24 protein-coding genes and 3 tRNA genes are annotated in these 19,368 nt (G+C 62.0%); 18 read left to right on the forward strand and 9 right to left on the reverse strand.

Annotation, left to right across the window (positions count from 1 at the left end; genetic code table 11):
- Positions 1 to 191 precede the first annotated feature (191 nt).
- The 9 genes from MQW79_RS01495 (at position 192) to MQW79_RS01535 (ending at position 6,678) form a co-directional block, all read left to right on the forward strand.
- On the forward strand, positions 192 to 1,133 hold the full coding sequence (locus tag MQW79_RS01495; protein ID WP_476586409.1) for an ABC transporter substrate-binding protein: 942 nt from the start codon (positions 192 to 194) through the stop codon (positions 1,131 to 1,133).
- Between the two features lie 8 nt (positions 1,134 to 1,141).
- Positions 1,142 to 2,170, forward strand: coding sequence for a FecCD family ABC transporter permease (locus MQW79_RS01500; protein WP_476586410.1), 1,029 nt, complete (start codon positions 1,142 to 1,144; stop codon positions 2,168 to 2,170).
- Complete coding sequence (locus MQW79_RS01505) at positions 2,167 to 3,219, forward strand: FecCD family ABC transporter permease (RefSeq protein ID WP_476586411.1); 1,053 nt, start codon at positions 2,167 to 2,169, stop codon at positions 3,217 to 3,219. The genes MQW79_RS01500 and MQW79_RS01505 overlap by 4 nt, the downstream gene beginning before the upstream one ends.
- Positions 3,220 to 3,234: 15 nt before the next feature.
- Positions 3,235 to 4,053 carry an ABC transporter ATP-binding protein gene (locus MQW79_RS01510; RefSeq protein ID WP_476586412.1) on the forward strand — a complete coding sequence of 273 codons (819 nt, stop codon included), beginning with the start codon at positions 3,235 to 3,237 and terminating at the stop codon, positions 4,051 to 4,053.
- 82 nt (positions 4,054 to 4,135) lie between these two features.
- Positions 4,136 to 4,372, forward strand: coding sequence for a DUF6894 family protein (locus MQW79_RS01515; RefSeq protein ID WP_476586413.1), 237 nt, complete (start codon positions 4,136 to 4,138; stop codon positions 4,370 to 4,372).
- Positions 4,373 to 4,396: 24 nt separating this feature from the next.
- Positions 4,397 to 5,119: a Crp/Fnr family transcriptional regulator gene (locus MQW79_RS01520; protein ID WP_476586414.1), complete on the forward strand. Its 723-nt coding sequence runs from the start codon at positions 4,397 to 4,399 to the stop codon at positions 5,117 to 5,119.
- Between the two features lie 94 nt (positions 5,120 to 5,213).
- Complete coding sequence (locus MQW79_RS01525; protein WP_476586416.1) at positions 5,214 to 5,609, forward strand: response regulator; 396 nt, start codon at positions 5,214 to 5,216, stop codon at positions 5,607 to 5,609.
- On the forward strand, positions 5,602 to 6,360 hold the full coding sequence (locus tag MQW79_RS01530; protein WP_476586418.1) for a Crp/Fnr family transcriptional regulator: 759 nt from the start codon (positions 5,602 to 5,604) through the stop codon (positions 6,358 to 6,360). Before MQW79_RS01525 ends, MQW79_RS01530 begins: the two co-directional genes overlap by 8 nt.
- Positions 6,361 to 6,450: 90 nt before the next feature.
- Positions 6,451 to 6,678, forward strand: coding sequence for a hypothetical protein (locus tag MQW79_RS01535; RefSeq protein ID WP_476586419.1), 228 nt, complete (start codon positions 6,451 to 6,453; stop codon positions 6,676 to 6,678).
- Here the strand turns inward: MQW79_RS01535 and MQW79_RS01540 are convergent, their stop codons facing one another.
- The gene (locus MQW79_RS01540; RefSeq protein WP_476586421.1) at positions 6,679 to 7,317 is read right to left on the reverse strand and encodes an alpha/beta family hydrolase; all 639 of its coding nucleotides are present in this window, start codon (positions 7,315 to 7,317) and stop codon (positions 6,679 to 6,681) included.
- Positions 7,318 to 7,447: 130 nt separating this feature from the next.
- Here MQW79_RS01540 and MQW79_RS01545 point away from each other — a divergent pair, with 130 nt between their 5' ends.
- The 3 genes from MQW79_RS01545 to MQW79_RS01555 all read left to right on the forward strand — a co-directional run bounded on the left by MQW79_RS01545 (position 7,448) and on the right by MQW79_RS01555 (position 9,601).
- Positions 7,448 to 7,642, forward strand: coding sequence for a hypothetical protein (locus tag MQW79_RS01545; protein WP_476586422.1), 195 nt, complete (start codon positions 7,448 to 7,450; stop codon positions 7,640 to 7,642).
- 184 nt (positions 7,643 to 7,826) lie between these two features.
- On the forward strand, positions 7,827 to 9,080 hold the full coding sequence (gene dinB / locus MQW79_RS01550; RefSeq protein ID WP_476586423.1) for a DNA polymerase IV: 1,254 nt from the start codon (positions 7,827 to 7,829) through the stop codon (positions 9,078 to 9,080).
- Between the two features lie 83 nt (positions 9,081 to 9,163).
- Positions 9,164 to 9,601 (forward strand): VOC family protein, encoded by a 438-nt coding sequence (locus MQW79_RS01555; RefSeq protein ID WP_476586424.1) that lies wholly within the window; start codon positions 9,164 to 9,166, stop codon positions 9,599 to 9,601.
- 114 nt (positions 9,602 to 9,715) lie between these two features.
- On the opposite strand, the gene MQW79_RS01560 is transcribed toward MQW79_RS01555, so the two are convergent.
- From MQW79_RS01560 to MQW79_RS01575, 4 genes are all read right to left on the reverse strand, one after another.
- A tRNA-Glu gene (locus tag MQW79_RS01560) sits at positions 9,716 to 9,790 on the reverse strand.
- Positions 9,791 to 9,838: 48 nt separating this feature from the next.
- Positions 9,839 to 9,913: transfer RNA gene (locus MQW79_RS01565), tRNA-Glu, on the reverse strand.
- A gap of 94 nt (positions 9,914 to 10,007) precedes the next feature.
- Complete coding sequence (locus MQW79_RS01570) at positions 10,008 to 10,484, reverse strand: YcbK family protein (RefSeq protein ID WP_476586425.1); 477 nt, start codon at positions 10,482 to 10,484, stop codon at positions 10,008 to 10,010.
- Between the two features lie 267 nt (positions 10,485 to 10,751).
- On the reverse strand, positions 10,752 to 11,174 hold the full coding sequence (locus tag MQW79_RS01575; RefSeq protein WP_476586427.1) for a VOC family protein: 423 nt from the start codon (positions 11,172 to 11,174) through the stop codon (positions 10,752 to 10,754).
- A gap of 183 nt (positions 11,175 to 11,357) precedes the next feature.
- Between MQW79_RS01575 and MQW79_RS01580 the strand changes: the two genes are divergently transcribed.
- Together MQW79_RS01580 and MQW79_RS01585 are read left to right on the forward strand one after the other, a co-directional pair.
- Positions 11,358 to 11,978, forward strand: a complete 621-nt coding sequence (locus MQW79_RS01580) for a cold-shock protein (RefSeq protein WP_476586428.1) — start codon at positions 11,358 to 11,360, stop codon at positions 11,976 to 11,978.
- Between the two features lie 73 nt (positions 11,979 to 12,051).
- The gene (locus tag MQW79_RS01585; RefSeq protein ID WP_476586429.1) at positions 12,052 to 12,492 is read left to right on the forward strand and encodes a DUF192 domain-containing protein; all 441 of its coding nucleotides are present in this window, start codon (positions 12,052 to 12,054) and stop codon (positions 12,490 to 12,492) included.
- On the opposite strand, the gene trhA is transcribed toward MQW79_RS01585, so the two are convergent.
- Positions 12,476 to 13,162, reverse strand: coding sequence for a PAQR family membrane homeostasis protein TrhA (trhA, locus tag MQW79_RS01590; protein ID WP_476586430.1), 687 nt, complete (start codon positions 13,160 to 13,162; stop codon positions 12,476 to 12,478). The two genes, MQW79_RS01585 and trhA, sit on opposite strands and share 17 nt — an antisense overlap.
- A 168-nt stretch (positions 13,163 to 13,330) precedes the next feature.
- Between trhA and MQW79_RS01595 the strand changes: the two genes are divergently transcribed.
- Positions 13,331 to 13,888: an ArsR/SmtB family transcription factor gene (locus tag MQW79_RS01595; protein WP_476586431.1), complete on the forward strand. Its 558-nt coding sequence runs from the start codon at positions 13,331 to 13,333 to the stop codon at positions 13,886 to 13,888.
- Here the strand turns inward: MQW79_RS01595 and MQW79_RS01600 are convergent.
- The 3 genes from MQW79_RS01600 to MQW79_RS01610 form a co-directional block, all read right to left on the reverse strand.
- A complete protein-coding gene (locus MQW79_RS01600) occupies positions 13,885 to 14,586 on the reverse strand; it encodes an HAD hydrolase-like protein (RefSeq protein ID WP_476586432.1) in 702 nt (233 codons plus the stop codon). The genes MQW79_RS01595 and MQW79_RS01600 overlap by 4 nt on opposite strands.
- A gap of 168 nt (positions 14,587 to 14,754) precedes the next feature.
- A tRNA-Arg gene (locus MQW79_RS01605) sits at positions 14,755 to 14,831 on the reverse strand.
- Positions 14,832 to 14,844: 13 nt separating this feature from the next.
- Positions 14,845 to 15,930: a LacI family DNA-binding transcriptional regulator gene (locus MQW79_RS01610; protein WP_476586433.1), complete on the reverse strand. Its 1,086-nt coding sequence runs from the start codon at positions 15,928 to 15,930 to the stop codon at positions 14,845 to 14,847.
- A gap of 225 nt (positions 15,931 to 16,155) precedes the next feature.
- Between MQW79_RS01610 and MQW79_RS01615 the strand changes: the two genes are divergently transcribed.
- The 3 genes from MQW79_RS01615 to MQW79_RS01625 all read left to right on the forward strand — a co-directional run bounded on the left by MQW79_RS01615 (position 16,156) and on the right by MQW79_RS01625 (position 19,364).
- Entirely contained in the window at positions 16,156 to 17,397 is a 1,242-nt protein-coding gene (locus MQW79_RS01615) for an ABC transporter substrate-binding protein (RefSeq protein WP_476586434.1), read from the forward strand.
- Positions 17,398 to 17,514: 117 nt separating this feature from the next.
- A complete protein-coding gene (locus MQW79_RS01620; protein WP_476588166.1) occupies positions 17,515 to 18,435 on the forward strand; it encodes a carbohydrate ABC transporter permease in 921 nt (306 codons plus the stop codon).
- Positions 18,432 to 19,364 carry a carbohydrate ABC transporter permease gene (locus MQW79_RS01625; protein ID WP_476586436.1) on the forward strand — a complete coding sequence of 311 codons (933 nt, stop codon included), beginning with the start codon at positions 18,432 to 18,434 and terminating at the stop codon, positions 19,362 to 19,364. The genes MQW79_RS01620 and MQW79_RS01625 overlap by 4 nt, the downstream gene beginning before the upstream one ends.
- Positions 19,365 to 19,368 lie beyond the last annotated feature (4 nt).

The raw sequence follows: 19,368 nt of genomic DNA on the forward strand, positions 1-19,368 counted from the left end.
CTTGACCGGGTGGTCCATGCGAAGTGGCGGCGCAATGGATTGCCCGGACAAGCCGGGCAATGACGGCTGTAGGAGGGGCCGGGCCATGGCCCCCGTCCGAATTCCACGGCAGACCAATAAACATGACTTGACCGCTCATCTTACCGGGTCTAGGGAAACGTCGAAATTTCCCGAACCCCTGAGGTCGCCTCATGCTTCGTTCCGCCGCGCTCGCGCTCGCTCTGATTGCCTCGTCAGCCCTGCCTGCCTTTGCGCAGTGGAGCTTTGTCGGCGGCGACGGCGAAACTGTCACACTCGATGCGGTTCCCACCCGCATCATTGCCAGCCAGGATGCGGCTGCCGGCCTCATTCCGCTCGGTATCCGTCCGGTCGCCATCTATGCCGATAGCGCCGTCGCCGATGCGAAGGCCCTGCAGGGGCTCGACCTCACCGGCATCGAGATTATCGGCCAGGCTTGGGGCGAAGTGGATGTCGAAAAGGCCGCCGCGCTTGAGCCCGACCTGATCGTCGCCGAATTCTGGCCCCTTGAAACCACGTGGTCCGGTGGCGCCGACGTCGTCACCGCGCTGAGCGCACTGGCCCCGATCACCGGTCCGGAGCAGGGGGCCTCGATCCTCACTCTGATCGAGGACTATGAAGAACTGGCTGCCAGCCTCGGCGCCGATCTGTCGGCTCCGGAAATCGCCGCTGACAAGGCCGCCTTCGAAACCGCCCTGGCCGATTTCAAGGCTGCCACCGCTGCCAAGCCCGACCTGACCGCGCTGGCCGTTTGGGCCGGTGAAGATGCCCTCTATATTGCTGCCACCGGTGGCGCCTCGGAACTCATGGACTTCGCCTCCTGGGGCCTCAAGCTCATTGATCCCGAAGTCGCCGATGACCGCGGCTATTGGGAAACTCTTTCCTGGGAACTGGCCGACAAGTATCAGCCCGATCTGATCCTGGTCGACAACCGCTCAGCCGCGACCATGGAAACTGCTCTTGCCCAGCCCACTTGGAATCTGATGAAGGCCGCGGAAGCCGGTCAGGTCACCGATTGGCCTGCCTTCTGGATGCGCAACTACCGCGTCTATGGCGAAGAACTGGCGAAGCTGACCGCCGCCATCAACGCCGCCGACGAAAACCTGGCGCCCTGATCGCCGCCATGGCCGACACGGTTTCCCACCATATGCAGAAGTCAGCCCGGCTCACCGCCGGACTGCTGATGCTTGGTGCTGCCCTCTTGGCCATTGCCATGCTCTCGCTGGCGACCGGTGCCCGCGCCATCCCTCTCGAAACTGTCTGGGCGGCCCTCACCGCCTTTGACCCCGGTTCCACCGAGCACCGCATCATCTGGGACCTGCGCCTGCCGCGGACAATTGTCGGCCTGCTCGTCGGTGCCGCTCTCGGTCTCTCCGGTGCCGTGCTGCAGGGCGCCACCCGCAATCCGCTGGCCGATCCCTCCATTCTCGGCATCAATGCCGGCGCAGCTCTCGCGGTTGTTCTCGGCGTCGCCGTCATCGGCATGACCGAGCTCTCCATGTATGTGTGGCTGGCCTTTATCGGCTCCGGCGTCACCATGCTGGTGGTCTATTCGGTAGCCTCGCTCGGCCGCGAAGGCGCGACGCCGGTCAAGCTCGCCCTTGCCGGTGCTGCCATCACTGCCGTGCTGCAGTCCATCATCAACGGCATCCTGCTCACCAGCCCGCGGACCCTCGATGAAGTCCGCTTCTGGCAGGTGGGGTCTCTGTCGGGCCGCGACATCGACATCGTCATCCAGGTCGCGCCCTTCCTCGCACTCGGCATGGTGCTCGCTCTGGGCAGCGCCCGCATGCTTGACGGCCTTTCCATGGGCGATGATGTGGCCCGCGCGCTCGGCCAGCGTATCGGCCTGTCCCGCGGTCTTGCCGGCCTTGCCGCCGTCATTCTGGCCGGTGGCGCCACCGCTGCTGCCGGTCCCATCGCCTTTGTCGGCCTCACAGTGCCGCACGTGGCCCGCGCCATTACCGGCCCCGGCTACCGCTGGATCCTGCCCTATTCCATGCTGATGGCGCCCATCCTGCTGCTCGGCGCCGATATCATCGGCCGCATCATAGCCCCGCCGGGCGAAGTGCAGGTCGGTATCGTCACCGCCTTTATCGGCGCGCCCTTCTTCATCGCGCTGGTCCGGCGCCGGAAGCTGGCCGCGCTATGACCCAGGTTGTCGACACCACCCGAATTGCCGCCGTCCGCAATGCTGCAGCCAGCCGCCGCCGGGTGGTCGCGTTCGGCCTGGTCATTGCGCTCTTCCTGGCCTTCTGCCTTGCCATGTATCTGGGCGACTACCCGGTCGCCGTGCCCGGCATCATCCAGTCGCTGTTCTCTCCTCTTACCGGGCTCGTCGACAAAGGCGTCGATTTCATCGTCCTGCAAGTCCGCCTGCCGCGTGCCGTGCTGGCCATTCTGTCCGGCGCTGCCTTTGCACTGGCCGGAATCACTTTCCAAACTCTTCTGCGTAACCCGCTGGCAAGCCCCGACATTATCGGGATTGCCCATGGCGCCAGTGCAGCGGCGGTGTTCTGCATCATTGTGCTCGGCTGGTCTGGCCTCAGCGTCTCGTTCGGCGCCTTCGGCGGCGCCGTGCTCACCGCCTTGATGATCTACCTGCTCGCCTGGCGCGATGGCGTCACTGCCTTCCGCGTCGTGCTCATCGGCATCGGCATGGCCGCCATGCTCGCCGCCGTCATTTCCTACCTCTTCACCCGCGCCCGTCTCAACGAGGTGCAGCAGGCCATGGCCTGGCTGGTCGGCAGTCTCAATGCCTCGCGTCCCGGGGATTCCATTATCCTCGGCACGGCTATGCTGGTGCTGGTACCAATGATGATGGCGCTGCTGCGCGGTCTCGACGCCATGGAACTGGGCGACGATACCGCCAAGTCGCTCGGCGCGCGCGTTGAATTCACCCGGCTTGGCCTCATGCTGGTCGCGGTCGGTTTTGCCGCCTTCGCTACGGCCGCAGTCGGCCCGGTGGGGTTTGTTGCCTTCGTCTCCGGTCCATTGGCGCGCAATCTGCTCAAGGGCTCGGGGCGTGGCTTCCTTCATGCTGCGCTGGTGGGGTCGCTGGTCATGCTGGTCTCCGACCTCATTGCCCAGCATCTCATTCCTTCCGTGCAACTGCCGGTTGGCGTCGTCACGGGTGCCTGTGGCGCCGTCTTCCTGCTATGGCTTCTTATGGCCTCCAGCCGCTCGGGCCGCGTGAACTGATCTGAGAGAAACGACATGTCGGTACATCACCACCTCATGGCCGCGGGCCTCGACCTCGCCTATGGCGAGCGGCAGATCGTTTCCGCTCTCGATATTTCCTTGCCGCCCGGCAAGCTCACGGTCATCGTCGGCGCCAATGCCTGTGGCAAGTCCACACTGTTGCGCGGCCTTGCTCGTCTGCTGCCGCCCCAGCGTGGCGCCGTCTATCTCGATGGCAAGCCCATTCACCAGATGCCGACCCGCGAAGTCGCCACTATTCTCGGCGTGCTGCCGCAGAGCCCCATCGCCCCCGACGCCATTTCGGTGGCCGATCTGGTCGGTCGCGGCCGCTATCCGCACCAGGGCTGGTTCCGCCGCTGGACCCCGGACGACGACGCCGCCGTCGCCGAAGCCCTTGCCGCCACCGATACGGCCGAGCTGGCCGACCGCCCGGTCGACGAACTCTCCGGTGGCCAGCGCCAGCGCGTCTGGATTGCCATGGCTCTCGCGCAGGAGACCGACCTCCTGCTGCTCGATGAGCCCACCACCTTCCTCGACATCAATCACCAGGTCGAAGTGCTCGACCTGCTCACCGATCTCGTCAAGCAGCGCGGCCGCACCGTCGTCGTGGTCCTCCACGACCTCAACCTTGCCTGCCGCTATGCCGATCATATCGTCGCCATGAAGTCGGGTCAGATCGTCGCCGAAGGCCGCCCGGTCGATGTCATGACCGAGGCCGTGGTCGCCGATGTCTTCGGCATGGCCTCGCGCGTCGTCGTCGATCCGGTGTCCAATACGCCCATGATCGTGCCGATTGGCCGGCACCACATCGAGCGCGATGCTGTAAGCGCCTGACCAGCGTCCCAGACAGTTCTGTGATCCGTCTGTCGGAACGATTTCGCCTCCTTTCCCATTGAGCGGAAAAGAGGAAGGGTCAATGCCACTGTTTTATTTCGATGTTCACGACGGTGATCGCCTCGCCGTCGACGATACTGGCACGGACTTGCCGGACGAGGTCGTCGCGCGTGTCGAAGCGACACGGACCCTGTCCGAAATTGCCGCCGAAGAAATTCCGCGCGACGGACCGCAGCGGGAATTCTACATTGTTGTCCGCGATGAGCGGGGCAATGCGCTGCTTGAGCTGCGAGTCACCTTTCACTCGCAGTCCTACTAGTCGTACGGCGGATCGGACGCGGCAATGACTCAACCTATCGACGTATTGATCGCCAAGCTCGACTCCATCGGGCGCGTTCTGCCCGAATATGAGACGGCCATAAGGGAATTGCCCGTGCGGGTCTCCGAGCTGGACCGGGGCGAGGACGCGGTGATGGAGGGGGAGATGATGCACCATTGCTGCGTCGTGCTCTCGGGTCTGCTGCATCGGCAGAAGCACATGCAGGATGGCAGTCGCCAGATTCTGTCCTTCCATCCGTCCGGGGACATTCCCGATCTCCAGAGCCTGCATCTGAGGAAGGTCGACTACACGCTCTCGGCCACCACACCTTCGACCATCGGCCTCATTCGCCACGCGGATATGAAGGCCATGCTGGATCAAAATCCCGGCCTCACGGCCCTTTTCTGGCGGGATACGCTGATCGACTCTGCAAAATTCCTCACCTGGATGATGTTGATTGGCCAGGCCTCGGCCGAGGCCCGCATGGCGCATCTGTTCTGCGAAATGTATATGCGCCTCAAGTCTGTCGGCGCCATTTCCGGCACTGTCTTTCCCTTCAAGGTAACGCAGACCCATCTCGCCGACGCCTTGGGCATGTCCATCGTTCATGCCAATCGGACGCTGCAGGAACTGCGCGCTGCGGGACTGCTGGCATTTGCCAACGGCACTGCCGAAATTCTCGATTGGGAGCGTCTATGCGAACTGGGCCAGTTCGACCCGGGCTATCTTCACCTGAGCGACGAATAGGCTGGCAAAACAACATTATCGCTCAGGGTGATTAACCTATGTGAATCTGTCTTCCCGCGCTGCGCCCTAGAGTTCGATTCTGGGGATTCTATAAGTGCCAACAACGTCAATCAGCGACCTGCGCATAATCATCGGCGAAGACGAACAGATGCTGGCTATCGATCTGGCGCAGCAGCTGGGAGCTCTTGGGGCCGATGTCGTGGCCAGCGTCAGCAGTGTCGAGGAATTCGAGCAGCTGGCTTCCAACGGTTTCCAGGCGGCCAATGCTGCAGTCCTTGATATCAAACTGCGCGATGGCTCCGTATTGCCGCTGGTGCCCCGGCTGGAGGAGGCGGGCATCGCGGTCGTGTTCTGCTCCGGTTACCACTCGCAGGAACGACCTGCCGAACTGTCTCACATCCCTTGGATCGGCAAGCCCGCGCGGGCGGCTGAACTGGCCGAGTTCCTGCGTCTTGCCGTCGACGCCCGGAAAGTGCAGCAGATTGACTAGCGTTCTCAGCGCGCCGCCCGGTACTGATCCCGTTGAACGCTTCCTCCATCGCCTCGCGAATTTTGCGCCGCTGGAGGCGGAGGCCCGCGACGCGCTTCGCCGCGCCATCCAGCGCGGGCCACTGGTGGCGCCCTATCAGGATATTCCGGTGGAGGCCGTCCCTGATGCTGTCGTCCTGCTCAGCGGCTGGGCCTGCCACTATCAGTCTCTGGGGAATGGCAAGCGCCAGATCACCTCGCTGGTCGTCCCTGGCGACTTCGTCGCCTTCGGCTTCCTCACCGGCAATGGCGCCGACATTCAATATGTCACCACAGCCCCCAGTCAGTTCGGGCGCATCCGCGCCCGCCAGTTCAGCAACCTCGCGGAACAATACCCCTCCGTCATGCGCGCCACGCTCAAGGCGGCCGCGATCGATACATCCATCGGCCGCGAGCGGCTCATCAGCCTGGGCCTCAGAACTGCCATCGAGCGCCTGGCGCACCTCTTCTGCGAACTCTGGTATCGCTTGTCGGTTGCCGGCCTCGTTGCCCCGGACAACAGTTTTTCACTGCCGATGACCCAGGCCGAGCTGGGTGCGGCAACGGGCCTCTCGACCGTGCATGTCAATCGCATGCTTCAGAGCCTGCGCAAGCGCGGCATCATCGGCCTGCAGGCCGGCAAGGTCCATATTCTCGACCTCAAATACCTGAAGGATCTATCGAGCTTCGACCCCGGCTATCTCAGTGGCGCACCGCCGCGGCACGATGACTGACGCCCGTTGCGAAATCGCCCTGCGCTTAACCCACGTTAATGGCGCTGCGCGCCGAGTTGGATAACCTGAGCATCCACTCAGGATACGCCCTTGCCCAGCTTCAAGATCATTGATTTGCGTTCAACCACTATCGAGCCCGAACTCCACGCCGAGGCCAAGTCGCCGGAGCTCGCCGCCGAGTCTGCTCTCGGCATCAAACTGGTACGGGCAGGGCATCCGCGCAATCTGGTCTGCCGGGTTTACTGGAAGGAGGCGGATATGACCAATATGGTTCGTCTCTACTCCAAGTCCGATCGAGCACCGCACGCTTCCGCCTGACTATGTCCCGGTGACGCTTTTCATCCATCGCGCCGTTTCCGTCGCCATGGTGTGCATGTGATCCGCGGCTGAATATCCGGAAATGGATTTGCGCGGCTTGAGATCGTGGTCGCCATCGGCGAGCCAAAGTATCTTGATCGCCGTGGAAAGTGTGTAACCAGGGACTTCCGCTTGCGTACCGAACTCGTCCCGAGTGCCTTGGACGATCAGGGCAGGGGTGGTCATGCCCTCCAGATGCGCCGTCCGCAATTGATCTGGCTTGCCCGGCGGATGGAACGGATAGCCCAGGCACAGCAGGCCGGCGATCCGACCTGCGGCGTGGAGATCATCGGCCACCATGCTGGCCACCCTCCCGCCCATGGATTTGCCGCCGATGAACAGCGGGCCTGGTGTGGGGCCAAGTTCCTCGACCGCAGTGAGATATTCCGGCATGACCTTTTCGGCCTTTGGCGGCGGCTTGCGTTCGCCGGTGCGGCGGGCAGCCATATAGCCGAACTCGAACCGCACGACCCCAATGCCTTCCGCGACCAGGGCCGCAGTGGCAGAGTTCATCGCCCCGGAATCCATTGCCGCCCCGGCGCCATGGGCCAGCAGGAGGGTCAGCCTCGCTTCGTCGGGTCCGTCAAACAAAAAGTCCATCGCACATACTCCCGCGGCATTCACATGCGGATCAGGATCGCTCCGCTCATGCCTGGTCAATCACTTTCGCATTTTGTACAGGAACCACTTCTTAACTTTTGCCGTTCCCCGACCTCTAACGGAGGCTGCCATGAACCTGCACTGGATGAATCTCACCTCGCCACAAAAGCGTGCGCTTGCCATTCTGTGTGAGCAGGGCCCATGCATGTTGCCGGCCGAACTGGGTGAGCAACTCATCAATCTTGGCTTGGTAGAACGCGCAGAGGGCCAGCTCTTCTGCGTCAGCGCGCTCGGCTCGACCGTGCCACCGACGACCCTGCATTGATAGGTTAGTCCCGTATTGTGCTCGCTGGTCGCGGCTCCAGGAGTTGTTGCGGCATGATTGTATCGCCATGCAGTTTGTCCGCAACGTCCTGTTCTTGCCCAGCCCATCTTGTGCGCATCGCTGGCGATTGACACTCTGAACAATATAGAACAAAATAGGAACATACTTCATTTTGGAGGCCGCGATGGCCGCCCAAGCCACCATTCTCCACGCTGATCTCGATTCTTTCTACGCGTCGGTCGAACAGCTTCTGGATCCTGACCTTCAGGGCAAGGCCATGGCAGTGGGTGGGGGCGTTGTGCTGGCTGCATCCTATGAAGCAAAAGCGTTCGGTGTCCGGGGCGGCATGTCGGGGCGTCGGGCCCGGGAACTCTGCCCCCACCTGATTTTCGTGAAGGGTCATTTCGACCAGTATCAGCGCCTTGGCGATGCTGCGATCGATGTCATGCGTGACTACACCCCTGTAGTCGAGCGTATCTCCATCGACGAGGCCTTCGCCGATGTCGCCGGCTGCACGCATTTGTTCGGCTCTCCCGCGGACATCGCCAAAACCATTCGCCAACGGGTGCGCGCTGAACTGGGCCTGCCTATTTCGGTCGGGGTTGCGCGCACCAAGCACCTGGCCAAGGTCGCATCTCAGGTCGCCAAACCCGACGGGCTGGTTGTGGTCCGACCGGGTACCGAGCTGGATTTCCTGCATGACCTGCCGGTCGGGCTGATGTGGGGCGTGGGGCCCGTCACCGAGGCCAGGCTGAGGGACGAGGGGATCACCACGATCGGCCAACTTGCCAGCACGCCGGGCAAGTCGCTGCGTGGCCTGCTGGGCGAAGCCGTCGGGGAAAAGCTCTCCGATCTCGCCTGGGATCGCGACACGCGTCCGGTGGAGAGCCGACACAGTGCGCGCTCGGCCGGGGCTCAGTCGGCTCTGGGGCGCAAGCCGGCTACCGAAGGCGTCTACAAGCCGACTTTGCGCCATCTGGCCGATCGGGTGACGTCGCGATTGCGCGCCAAGTCATTGGCCGGTCGAACAATTACCGTGCGTATCCGCTTTGCCGACATGCGCTCGATAACCCGGTCAATGACGCTCGATGCCCCGGTTTCCGCTACCGTAATTGTCGCGGAAGTCGCCGAGGAACTGGTTCGTGCCGCTCTCGCGGAACATGCGGGGGAGCGGATCATTACGCTTCTCGCCATCTCGGTTTCCCACATCGGTGCGCAGCCCCATATTCAACTGGAATTGCCCCTGGACCTCCTGGATGAACGACATCGCCCGGGTACCCGTCAGAGCCTGGCGCGTTGGTCGGCAGACCGCGCCATGGACAAGGCGCGCGCCCGTTTCGGCCGCGATGCCATCGGCTACGCGATAACGCAGCTTGAAGGCCCCAGGTCGGTCCCCGACGCCTTCCGCGAGCTGGCCGAAAAGGATTTGTCCCGCTAGCCGCTCACCCGGCCCACAAAGTCACGGCTGGCCGCCCTCCCGACGACACTCTATCCTGCAGCATATTGGAATGGAGCCGGGCCATGGCGATCAAGCGAATGGACAATGTCGGCATCGTTGTCGATGACCTCGACGAGGCCATCGCCTTTTTCGGCGCACTCGGTCTCGAACTCGAAGGCAAGGCCATGGTGGAAGGGGAGTGGGCCGGTCGCGTGACCGGACTCGGCGACCAGCAGGTCGAAATCGCCATGATGCGCACGCCTGACGGCCATAGCCGCCTGGAGATTTCGCGCTTCCTCCGTCCTGCCATAGTCGCGGACAATCGCCGGGCCCCGGTCAACGCCTTGGGCTATCTGCGGGTCATGTTCACGATCGAAGACATCGACGGTACACTGACGCGGCTCAGGCAGATGGGCGCCGAGCTCGTGGGCGATGTCGTCCAATACGGAAGCACATACCGCCTCTGCTACATCCGCGGGCCGGGTGGCCTGCTCATCGGCCTGGCGGAAGAACTGGACTGATTCCCTGCACCGAGAACAGAATCACATGCATCGCAGCGTTTCGCGCCACGATGATTATCTAGCGTCCAGAACGTTCTGGTCGAGTTTTCGCATGAAATGGCTGAAGAGTGGTTTTGGTACGCCCAAGGGGAATCGAACCCCTGTTTACGCCGTGAGAGGGCGTCGTCCTGACCGCTAGACGATGGGCGCACATTCATCGCCTCGACTTCGCCGCCTGTACTGAAAACAGGGGGAAGGTGGTACGCCCTAGGGGAATCGAACCCCTCTCTGCACCGTGAAAGGGTGCCGTCCTAACCGATAGACGAAGGGCGCATCAGCGCGATGGCCGTCGTATAAAGGGGTGATTTTGATTGTGCAACCCCGTTTGCATTGAACCCATGAGGTTTTTTTCGGACGCCCCGAGTTATCAACAGCCCGAGAAGGTAACGGGACGCCGGTAGCCCCTGGGCCGATCGCGAACATCCACATGGATGAAGTTGCGTCCGGGATAACAGCCTAGCCCACCCACACCATCAACGGTCATGGCGAAATTGATCAGATCCTGCTTGGAGACGCCGGGGATGTAGAAATCGGCAGCCATGCACTTGGTATGGTATGAATTGTCGGCCCCGCCGGCCGCAGCATTGTGAAAGGCGTTGCGATAGCCCGAATTCATGACGATGCGCTTGCCGAACCGGCCTTCGAATTCCCAGATGACGAATCTGAGCTTTGGCGAAATGCAGAGCGCGTTGACATTGGTCGACGAAACATAGGTTCCCCAGTCCTGTCGCAGGCCGGAATAGCCGGCCCCACCGCCACTGGCGAACATGGCCATGGGCAGGCATCCGGCAAGAACCAGAGCAGAAACGACAGTGATGGCGAGGGAGCGAAAGAGACGGGGCATGGCGACCTTCCCTTGGCATGTCGCGATTGCGCAACAGGCAATGGGCCTTGGGGTTCGATCGCTAAAATTAGATTGGTTTCGCTAACCTGCTGCTAAGCGGCAGGGTTAGCAGCAAGTTAAGCCTGCAAAATTCGGAATCGATGCGGCACCGAAAGAACACCTGGTCGCCCTCGGGCGAGCCGCCGCGATTGCGAAAACTGCGGGAGGTCCTCGGGTCAAGCCCGAGGACCTCTCAATACGCGGCGAGCAGCGCGCCGGACAATTGCGTTACCAGGAGCCGGTATTGCCCATGGATGCCCAGGGCTCCTGCGGAGGCAGGTGGCCATCCTGGATCAGTTCCACGGAAATGCCGTCGGGGGAGCGCACGAAGGCCATGTGGCCATCGCGCGGCGGCCGGTTGATGACGACGCCCATGTCCGACAGGTGCTGGCAGAGGGCATAAATGTCCTGAACGCGGTAGGCGAGGTGCCCAAAGTTGCGGCCGCCGGCATAGGGGACGGGATCGGGATCCCAGTTGTAGGTGAGTTCGACTTCACCGCCCTCGTCGCCGGGGGCCCGCAGGAAGATGAGGGTGAAGCGGCCCTTTTCGTTTTCGGTGCGGCGCACCTCCTCGAGCCCGAGGCCCTCGCAGTAGAATCGGAGGCTTTCCTCGATATCGGTGACGCGCACCATGGTATGCAGGTATTTCAAGGCAGGTCTCCTCTGGGATTATTGCATTGGCCTAACAAGCCCGGCGCGCCCTCGCAACAGTAGCGCAATTCAGCTGTCAACAAATTCGCAACACCTTCTTAACTTTTGACGTTGAATCGGCCAGACTGCATTGGTCTTGTGAGGAGTACCCGCACGCGGCGGGCGAGTGAAAAGGCGTTTGGCATGGGGGCTAAGGGCAACACCGAGTTCGGCGACTCCGTCAATTTGACGGATGTTGATGACGTTCGGCGCGACGATCATGCGTCGGCTAATGCATCAGCGACCGCCGACACAATCGAAGTGGTTGGCAGCATCAAGTGGTTTGATGCTGGCAAGGGCTTTGGCTTCATTGTCCCGGACAACGGCATGGCCGATGTCCTGCTGCATGTGACCTGCCTGCGTCGCGATGGCTACCAGACCGCCTATGAGGGTGCGCGCATCGTCGTCGAGGCGCTCAATCGCCCCGGTGGCCTGCAGGCCTTCCGTGTCGTCTCGATGGACGAATCCACCGCACGCCACCCGTCCCAGCTGCCCGCCCCGCGCACGCATGTGGTCGTCGAGGCTACATCCGGCATGGAACGGCTCGAGGTGAAGTGGTTCAACCGCATTCGCGGCTTCGGCTTCCTTTCAGCCGGCGAGGGGACGCCTGACATTTTCGTGCATATGGAAACGCTGCGCCGTTTCGGCATTACCGAATTGCGCCCCGGCCAGTTCGTGCTGGTGCGCTATGGCCAGGGACCAAAGGGTCTGATGGTCGCCGAAATCCGCCCTGATGGCTGGGGTGATGCCCCGTCCTCACACTAAGGTCTGGTTTGCAGTGTTTAGGGGTAACAGTGTGCTGGCAAATTCCGCTCCGCGGCTACCCGCTGGACGGTCCGTGGCAGCGGCCGCCGCTGTTCTGGCCGTTAGCCTGCCGCTGATCGCCTGCACCGCCGACGACACCCAGCTGTCCATCCAGTCCGAGAGCGGCGAACACCGCTTTACCGTCGAGGTCGTCGACACCACCGAGACACGCGCGCAAGGCCTGATGTACCGTCAGGAATTGGCCGATGACGCCGGAATGCTGTTCGATTTCAAGGAGGAGCGCCCGGTCTCCTTCTGGATGCGCAACACCTTTATTCCGCTCGACATGATCTTCATCGAGGCGGACGGAACGGTGCTGAACATCCACGCCAATGCTCGCCCGCACGATGTTACCGGCATTCCTTCGGCGGGTCCGGTGCAGTTTGTGCTGGAAATCCCCGGCGGACGCTCCGCGGAACTGGGTATTGAAGCGGGTGACCAGGTCACCCATCCGCGTATCAAAGCCGCGCAATAACCATACAGTCGATTACTGCCCACAGGTGCAGGCTCGCGCCCGCGACCACGAAGACATGCCACAAGGCGTTCTGGAACTTGAGCTTTTCCCACAGGTGGAAGACGATCCCGGCCGAATAGGTCAGGCCGCCTGCGAGCAGCAGCCAGAGGGTTGAATGGGGCAGGGCCTGTCCCAGGGACTGGAAGACCAGAACACCACTCCAGCCGATGGCCAGGTAAAGAATGATCGCCACGCGGCCGAAGCGCTGCGGCACGATCAGCTTGAGGGCGACGCCCACCAGGGACGCCCCCCAAACCAGGCTCATCATCACGACTCCCGTCGAGGTGCCACCAATGACAGCGAGGAAGGGCGTGTAGGAGCCGGCGATGAACAGGAAAATGGCCGCCTGATCGAGCCGGGCCAGATAGTGCTTTACCGGCGAGGCCGGCCACATATTGAAGGCCAGCGATACGCCCAGCACCACGACCAGCGTTGCCACATAGACCATGAGCGCCGGAAAGGCCTCTGGCGCCGTGTGGAGCAGGGCCAGCGTCAGAAGCGCCGAGCCCGCAGCAATGGCGACGACGAGGCCGAAGATATGCACGGCCGCGTCCGCGACCAGCTCGGCGGTCGAATAGCGGCGGCGCTCCGGAAATCCGAATGCTCTTCGTGGCTTGGTGGCGGTCGTCATGATCCATCCTCCTTGCCCCCATGGTGTGGCGCGGATGTGACCAGAACCTTTCCGCGCGATGACAATTGCCCGCAGCGTAAAGCGACAGCCAAGTTTTCTGGTGAACAATGCCTTTCCGGCTGTTCCCCTGCTTGACGGGTAACTCTGGCGTTACTCTATAGCGCGGTCATGACGCGCAAATCCAAGCCTCCCATCGCCATCTATTCCGCACTGGCCGACGCCACGCGGTGCCGCATCGTTGAAATCCTGCTTGCCGGTCCAATTCCGGTACATACGCTCGCCGATGCGTTTTCCATCAGCCGTCCGGCCATCTCGCGGCATCTCCGGGTGCTCAAGACCGCTGGCCTTGTGGCCGAGGTTAAAAAGGGACGCGAAAACCTCTATGCCCTGCGCGCGGCCAAGCTCAACGCGGCGACGGCGTGGATTGGCACGATCGTCTCTCCCGCCAGTGCGGAGTGCGAGGCCCCGGAAGCTCATGAAGCGACGGTGAAGGCCATTTCTGCACCAAGTCCGCAGGTCGTGTTGGCTACGGAGCCGCCTGTTGTCCCGGCAACCGCACCCGAACCCGCTGTTGTGCCTGCTGCAGAGCCGACCCCCGTGCCAGAGCCCGACGCCGTGCCACCGGCTCTGCCAGCAGCCAAACGACAGAAGGCCGAAAAGACCGAAAAGACCGCGCGCCCCGTGAAGGCGGAGCCCGCCATCGATCAGATGGGTTTTGATTTCTAGAGAAGCGGAGCGGGGAGGGGATCGATCAGCGAATGCTCGATCCCATCAGGCTCGAAGGCCATCGCAATGGTTCGCTCGAAGTCGGCCGGCGTCCACATGATCTGTGTTGGCGACAGGCGCGCCTCGACGGCGCCCAGCGCTGCTCTGGCGCCCAGTGCAAATGGCCTGATGGCGTGGCCGATCGTCTGCGCCGCCGCAACGGCCGCCCCGATGTCCTTGCGCTGATCCCCGATATACCAGATCACGTCGTTGCGCCGGATGTCCCGGCCAATACCGTCGAGAGCGGCCAGGATCGAATCGGGCCACGGCTTGCCGCGCGCCACGTCCTCGCGGAACACTGTCGAGTGGAAATACTTCTTGAGATCAAAGGCCTCGAGCACATCGTGGCCATAGCCGCGCCCCAGCCCGTTGCTGACGACGCCGAGCATGACGCCTTCGGCGCGCAGTCGCTCAAGAACGTTGCGCATGGACTGGCAGGGCACCAGCATCTGGTCCACGCTCTTCCTGCGCACCCTGTGAATGGCCTTGTGGACCAGCAGCTTTGGCGTGGATTTGGTAACCGCGTGATGACGCCGGGCGAGCCGGAACCTCGCGACGAGGCGACCCCCGCGATGCGAGCAATCGTCTAGAAATTCCAGCATCTGCAAGACGCGTGGATTGACGTGGTGCACCAATGTTCCATCGAGATCGAAGAGCACGATGGTCGGTCGGTTTACGATGTCAGCCAGTGGATCAGCCCCCGTTGGTCCGAATGGTAAACTGACCCAAAATGTCCTCAGGCACAACCAAAAATGGCCGCCGGTCCATTCACGGAGGCGGTATCGGCAGCGGTGATCACCCTGGGTAGTCTTCAGTTGTGAGAGAATTGGCGATCCCGACAGGACTCGAACCTGTGACCTTCAGCTTAGAAGGCTGCTGCTCTATCCAGCTGAGCTACGGGACCGCACGGCGCCTGTTTAGCGCATTTTTGTGCCAAGGCTATAGCCCGGATGCGTTTGCGAACCGTTCTCTGGCCGTGGGTGTCCGGTGCTGCCGCGGACGATCAGGTCCGAATTGAGCACGATGCGCAACTGACCGCGCTGGTGCTCCACCTCATCGAGCAGGTCGATCAGCGTTTCGGCGGCCATCCGGCCCAGCATTTCGCGCGGTTGGCGCATCGTGGTGAGCGGCGGCGCGTAGTGGGGGGCAACCCCCAGATCGTCGAAGCCGACCATCGATATGTCGCGCGGGCACTCGATCCCGTGCTGCCGCAGACCGGACAGGAAGCCGATGGCCGATTCGTCATTGGCGGCGAAGATGGCCGTGGGGCGGTCTTCGAGAGCCATGAAATGGGACGCCGCCGCAAAGCCGCTTTCCATCTCGAAATTGCCGCGGAACATCCAGGCCGGCCGCAGCGGCAGGTCGGCGTCCTGCAAAGCCTTGGTGAAGCCGGCAAGCCGTTCGCGCGCAACGATGTTGTGCTCCGGCCCAAGAAGGTGTCCGACGTGTCGATGGCCCAGATCGAGCAGATGCCGGGTCGCACGCTCGGCTGCCTGCATATTGTCGGTCAGGACCATGTGGAAACCGGAATTGGGAATTTCTTCGCAGGCCAGCACCAGCGGTACGGAGTAGGGGGCCGCAGCCAGCGTCCGCAGCGTTGAAACATCCATCGAGCCGCCAAGCAGCAGCAAGCCGTCCGCGCGGTTCGAAAGCATGTATTCCTGCAAGCGGCGAGCCGGTTCATGGGCCAGAAAAAGATTGGCGACGAGTACGCCATAGCCCCGATTGGTGGCCTCGCGCTCGATGGCGTCGAGGATCGACGAGAAGAACGGATTGCGAATATCGGGCAAGGCCACGAGGATCGTCCGTGCCGTTCTCTGCCGCAGGGAGCGCGCCGTTTGGTTCAGCGTGTAACCGGTTACACGAATGGCCTCGGAGACACGTGCACGAGTCCCCTCGCTAACCCTGTCAGGGGACGACAGGGCGCGGCTCACAGTGGCTGTTGAGACGTTCGCGAAACGCGCAACGTCTTGAATTGTCGGCGTTTTTCTTAACTCTATCATGGCTGGCAGCGCCCCCTCTCGCTGTCAGAACTTCAATTGGTCTAAAACGATCTTGACATCTCCGCAAGGCATGTATGAAACTCCTGAAATCGATTGCACAACCAGATTGGAACGTGTAGTGCAATCGATTACACACAGTCGTGGGTTGCTCTATAGGAGGAACAGCCATGCGACTGGTGCATCGCTGGAGCGCACAGCTCCTCGTGTTCGTTGGGAGGACAACCTATGAAAAAGTTTGCAGTGGTTGCCGCTATGGCAACCGCTTTCCTCGGCTCCACGTCTGCTTACGCAGTGGATCTCGAAGTGACGCACTGGTGGACTTCGGCTGGTGAAGCCGCGGCCATCGCCGAATTCGCCAAGCTCTTCGAAGAGCAGACTGGCAATACCTGGGTCGACTCGGCTCTCGCCGGTTCGGGCACCGGTGCCAACCCCGTCATCATCAGCCGCATCATCGGCGGTGACCCGATGGGCGCTACCCAGATGAACACCGGCCGCGACGCCGAGGAGCTCATCCAGGCTGGCCTGATGCGCGACCTGACCCCGATCGTCGAAGAAATGGGCGGCCTCGGCTTCTACGTCGATCAGTCCCTGCTCGAGCCGTGCATGTATGAAGGCGGGATCTACTGTCTGCCGATCAACATCCACTCGTGGGACTGGCTGTGGCTCTCCACCGCTGCCTATGAGAAGATCGGTCAGCCCGTGCCGACCAACTGGGACGAGTACGTGGCCTCCTGGCCGGCTCTCCAGGAAGCTGGCGTCCTGCCCTTCGGTCTGGCGACCGGTTGGCCGATTTCGGGCGTGCCGGGCGTGCTGATGTCGGGTCTGGGTGGTAGCGATCTCGTGCTCGCCATCAACCGCGACAAGAGCGCCGATGCCGTTCGTGGCCCCGAATTCCGCAAGGTTGCCGAAGCCATGGACTCGCTCCGTCAGGTGATCTCGCCGGAAATGATGGTCCCGTCCTTCGGTGACGTGGGCAACCAGCTCCTGGCCGGTGAAGCTGCCGGTAACATCCACGGCGACTGGCTCGCCGGCGACCTGCAGGTTGCAGGCGGCGTCCCGGGTGAAGACTACGAATGTCTCCCGGCTCTCGGCCTGGGTGACCAGCTGACCGGTGGTGGCGACTCGTTCTACTTCCCGCTTCTGCCGGAAGGGACTGATCCGGCCGTGCTCCAGGCTCAGGCCGATCTGGCCAAGATCCTGATCTCGCCTGAAGGTCAGCTGAACTTCAACCTGGTCAAGGGTTCGATGCCGATCCGTACCGACATCGATCTGTCGGCTGCCAACCCCTGCATGCAGAAGGCTATCGGCATGCTCGGCAACGGCCTCCTGCCGTCGGGTGACTTCGCTCTCTCCAGCGACACCCAGCAGCAGATGCAGGATCTCAACATCGAGTTCCTCGACGACGACAGCATCACGGTCGATGACTACATCGAGCGCTATGCCACGATCATCGAACAGGCTGACTAATTCTGGCTAAGCTTGGCGGGGCCATGGCCCCGCCTTCAATTTCCGGTGGTCGGCCTTGATCGACAAGGGCGACCACCTTCCTTATGGAGAGCACCAATGGCGGAAACTGCCGTTCGGATGGAGGCAGGGGAGCGGACGTCTACCCGACCCGGTTTCCTGTCCAGAATCTTCCTTCACAATATATCCGCCAAGATTGCAGCACTGCCCATGGTGCTCACGGTTCTCGTGGTCTTCGTCGGCTGTACGATCTGGACAATCTACTACTCGTTCACCAATTCGAGGCTCCTGCCCACGGGCAAGTTCGTCGGTTTCGACCAGTACGAACGCCTGTTCGCGACGTCGCGCTGGAATGTTTCGGTCAGCAATCTGATCGCCTATGGCGCCATGTCGCTGGTCTTCACGCTGGTGATCGGCTTCATTCTCGCCGTGCTGATCGATCAGAAGATCCGCTTCGAAAGCGCCTTCCGCACGATCATGCTCTACCCCTTCGCCCTTTCGTTCATCGTGACGGGCCTTGTGTGGCAGTGGATCATGAACCCGACCCTCGGCCTTCAGGGCACGATGCGGAACCTGGGCTGGGAATGGTTCACCTTCGACTGGATCGCCAATCCGCGCATGGTTCTGTTCGCCCTGCTGATCGCGGGTCTCTGGCACGGTACCGGCTTCTGCATGGTGCTGATGCTCGCCGGCCTGCGTGGCGTTGACGAGGAAGTCTGGAAGGCTGCCCGCGTCGACGGCATTCCCACCTGGCGCACCTATGTTTCCATCGTCCTGCCCATGATGCGCGGCGTGCTGATCACAGCCATTGTCATCATCGGCTCGGGCATTGTCCGCCTCTACGACCTTGTGGTGGCGTTGACCAATGGCGGTCCGGGCATTTCCTCCGAAGTCCCCGCAAAGTACGTGTTCAATTACATGTTCTCGGGCGGCAATATCGGCCAGGGCCTCGCCGGCGCAACCATGATGCTGCTCACCGTGCTGATCATCATGATCCCGTGGGCCTATCTCGAATTTGGCGGAAAGGGCCGTCGCACATGAGCCAGACAGCAACCATGGCCGGTCGTCCGGCCACCGGCAGCCAGGCAACGGTGGAACCGCGCGGTCCGCGCCCCAAGCCGTTTTTCACGCCCAAGAAGATCATGCTCTACACGGTCCTGGTCTTCTTCTCGCTCTACTACCTGTTCCCGCTTTACGTGATGGTCGTCACGTCATTGAAGACCATGCCGGAAATCCGTTTCGGCAATATCTTCGCTTTGCCCCAGGCGCCAAACTTCGACGCTTGGGTAAAGGCCTGGACCAGTGCCTGCACGGGTCTGAACTGCCAGGGTCTCGCGCCCGGCTTCTGGAACTCGGTGAAGATCACCATTCCGTCCACCATCGTCTCCATCTTCATCGCGGCGGTGAATGGTTACGCGCTCGTCAACTGGCGCTTCAAGGGTTCGGAAATTTTCTTCTCCATCCTTATCTTCGGCTCGTTCATCCCCTACCAGGTGATGCTCTATCCGCTGGTGATGATCACCCGTGACCTGGGTATCTTCGGGACGCTCCAGGCCGTCATTATCATCCATACCGTCTTCGGCATGCCGATCCTGACCCTGCTGTTCCGCAACTACTTCGCTTCGCTGCCGCAGGAACTGTTCAAGGCGGCACGCGTCGATGGGGCAGGGTTCTGGCGCATTTTCTTCGAGATCATGCTCCCGATGTCGCTGCCGATCTTCGTGGTGGCCATCATCCTGCAGGTTACCGGTATCTGGAATGACTTCCTGTTCGGCGTCGTCTTCGCGGGCACGCAGAACTATCCGATGACCGTCCAGCTCAACAACATCGTCAACTCGGCCCAGGGCACGCCCGAATACAACGTGAACATGGCCGCAACCGTCCTGACTGGCCTCGTGCCGCTCACGGTCTATTTCGTATCCGGCAAGTGGTTCGTCCGCGGTGTTGCCGCCGGTGCGGTGAAGGGGTAACCGA

The sequence above is a fragment of the Devosia sp. Micro-HW1 genome, from assembly GCF_056341075.1.

Coding starts and splice junctions, on each gene's coding strand:
- MQW79_RS01495 (WP_476586409.1), top strand. CDS start 192: ATGCTTCGTTCCGCCGCGCTCGCGCTCGCTCTGATTGCCTCGTCAGCC.
- MQW79_RS01500 (WP_476586410.1), top strand. CDS start 1,142: ATGGCCGACACGGTTTCCCACCATATGCAGAAGTCAGCCCGGCTCACC.
- MQW79_RS01505 (WP_476586411.1), top strand. CDS start 2,167: ATGACCCAGGTTGTCGACACCACCCGAATTGCCGCCGTCCGCAATGCT.
- MQW79_RS01510 (WP_476586412.1), top strand. CDS start 3,235: ATGTCGGTACATCACCACCTCATGGCCGCGGGCCTCGACCTCGCCTAT.
- MQW79_RS01515 (WP_476586413.1), top strand. CDS start 4,136: ATGCCACTGTTTTATTTCGATGTTCACGACGGTGATCGCCTCGCCGTC.
- MQW79_RS01520 (WP_476586414.1), top strand. CDS start 4,397: ATGACTCAACCTATCGACGTATTGATCGCCAAGCTCGACTCCATCGGG.
- MQW79_RS01540 (WP_476586421.1), bottom strand. CDS start 7,317: ATGGACTTTTTGTTTGACGGACCCGACGAAGCGAGGCTGACCCTCCTG.
- MQW79_RS01545 (WP_476586422.1), top strand. CDS start 7,448: ATGAACCTGCACTGGATGAATCTCACCTCGCCACAAAAGCGTGCGCTT.
- dinB (WP_476586423.1), top strand. CDS start 7,827: ATGGCCGCCCAAGCCACCATTCTCCACGCTGATCTCGATTCTTTCTAC.
- MQW79_RS01555 (WP_476586424.1), top strand. CDS start 9,164: ATGGCGATCAAGCGAATGGACAATGTCGGCATCGTTGTCGATGACCTC.
- MQW79_RS01570 (WP_476586425.1), bottom strand. CDS start 10,484: ATGCCCCGTCTCTTTCGCTCCCTCGCCATCACTGTCGTTTCTGCTCTG.
- MQW79_RS01580 (WP_476586428.1), top strand. CDS start 11,358: ATGGGGGCTAAGGGCAACACCGAGTTCGGCGACTCCGTCAATTTGACG.
- trhA (WP_476586430.1), bottom strand. CDS start 13,162: ATGACGACCGCCACCAAGCCACGAAGAGCATTCGGATTTCCGGAGCGC.
- MQW79_RS01595 (WP_476586431.1), top strand. CDS start 13,331: ATGACGCGCAAATCCAAGCCTCCCATCGCCATCTATTCCGCACTGGCC.
- MQW79_RS01610 (WP_476586433.1), bottom strand. CDS start 15,930: ATGATAGAGTTAAGAAAAACGCCGACAATTCAAGACGTTGCGCGTTTC.
- MQW79_RS01615 (WP_476586434.1), top strand. CDS start 16,156: ATGAAAAAGTTTGCAGTGGTTGCCGCTATGGCAACCGCTTTCCTCGGC.
- MQW79_RS01620 (WP_476588166.1), top strand. CDS start 17,515: ATGGAGGCAGGGGAGCGGACGTCTACCCGACCCGGTTTCCTGTCCAGA.
- MQW79_RS01625 (WP_476586436.1), top strand. CDS start 18,432: ATGAGCCAGACAGCAACCATGGCCGGTCGTCCGGCCACCGGCAGCCAG.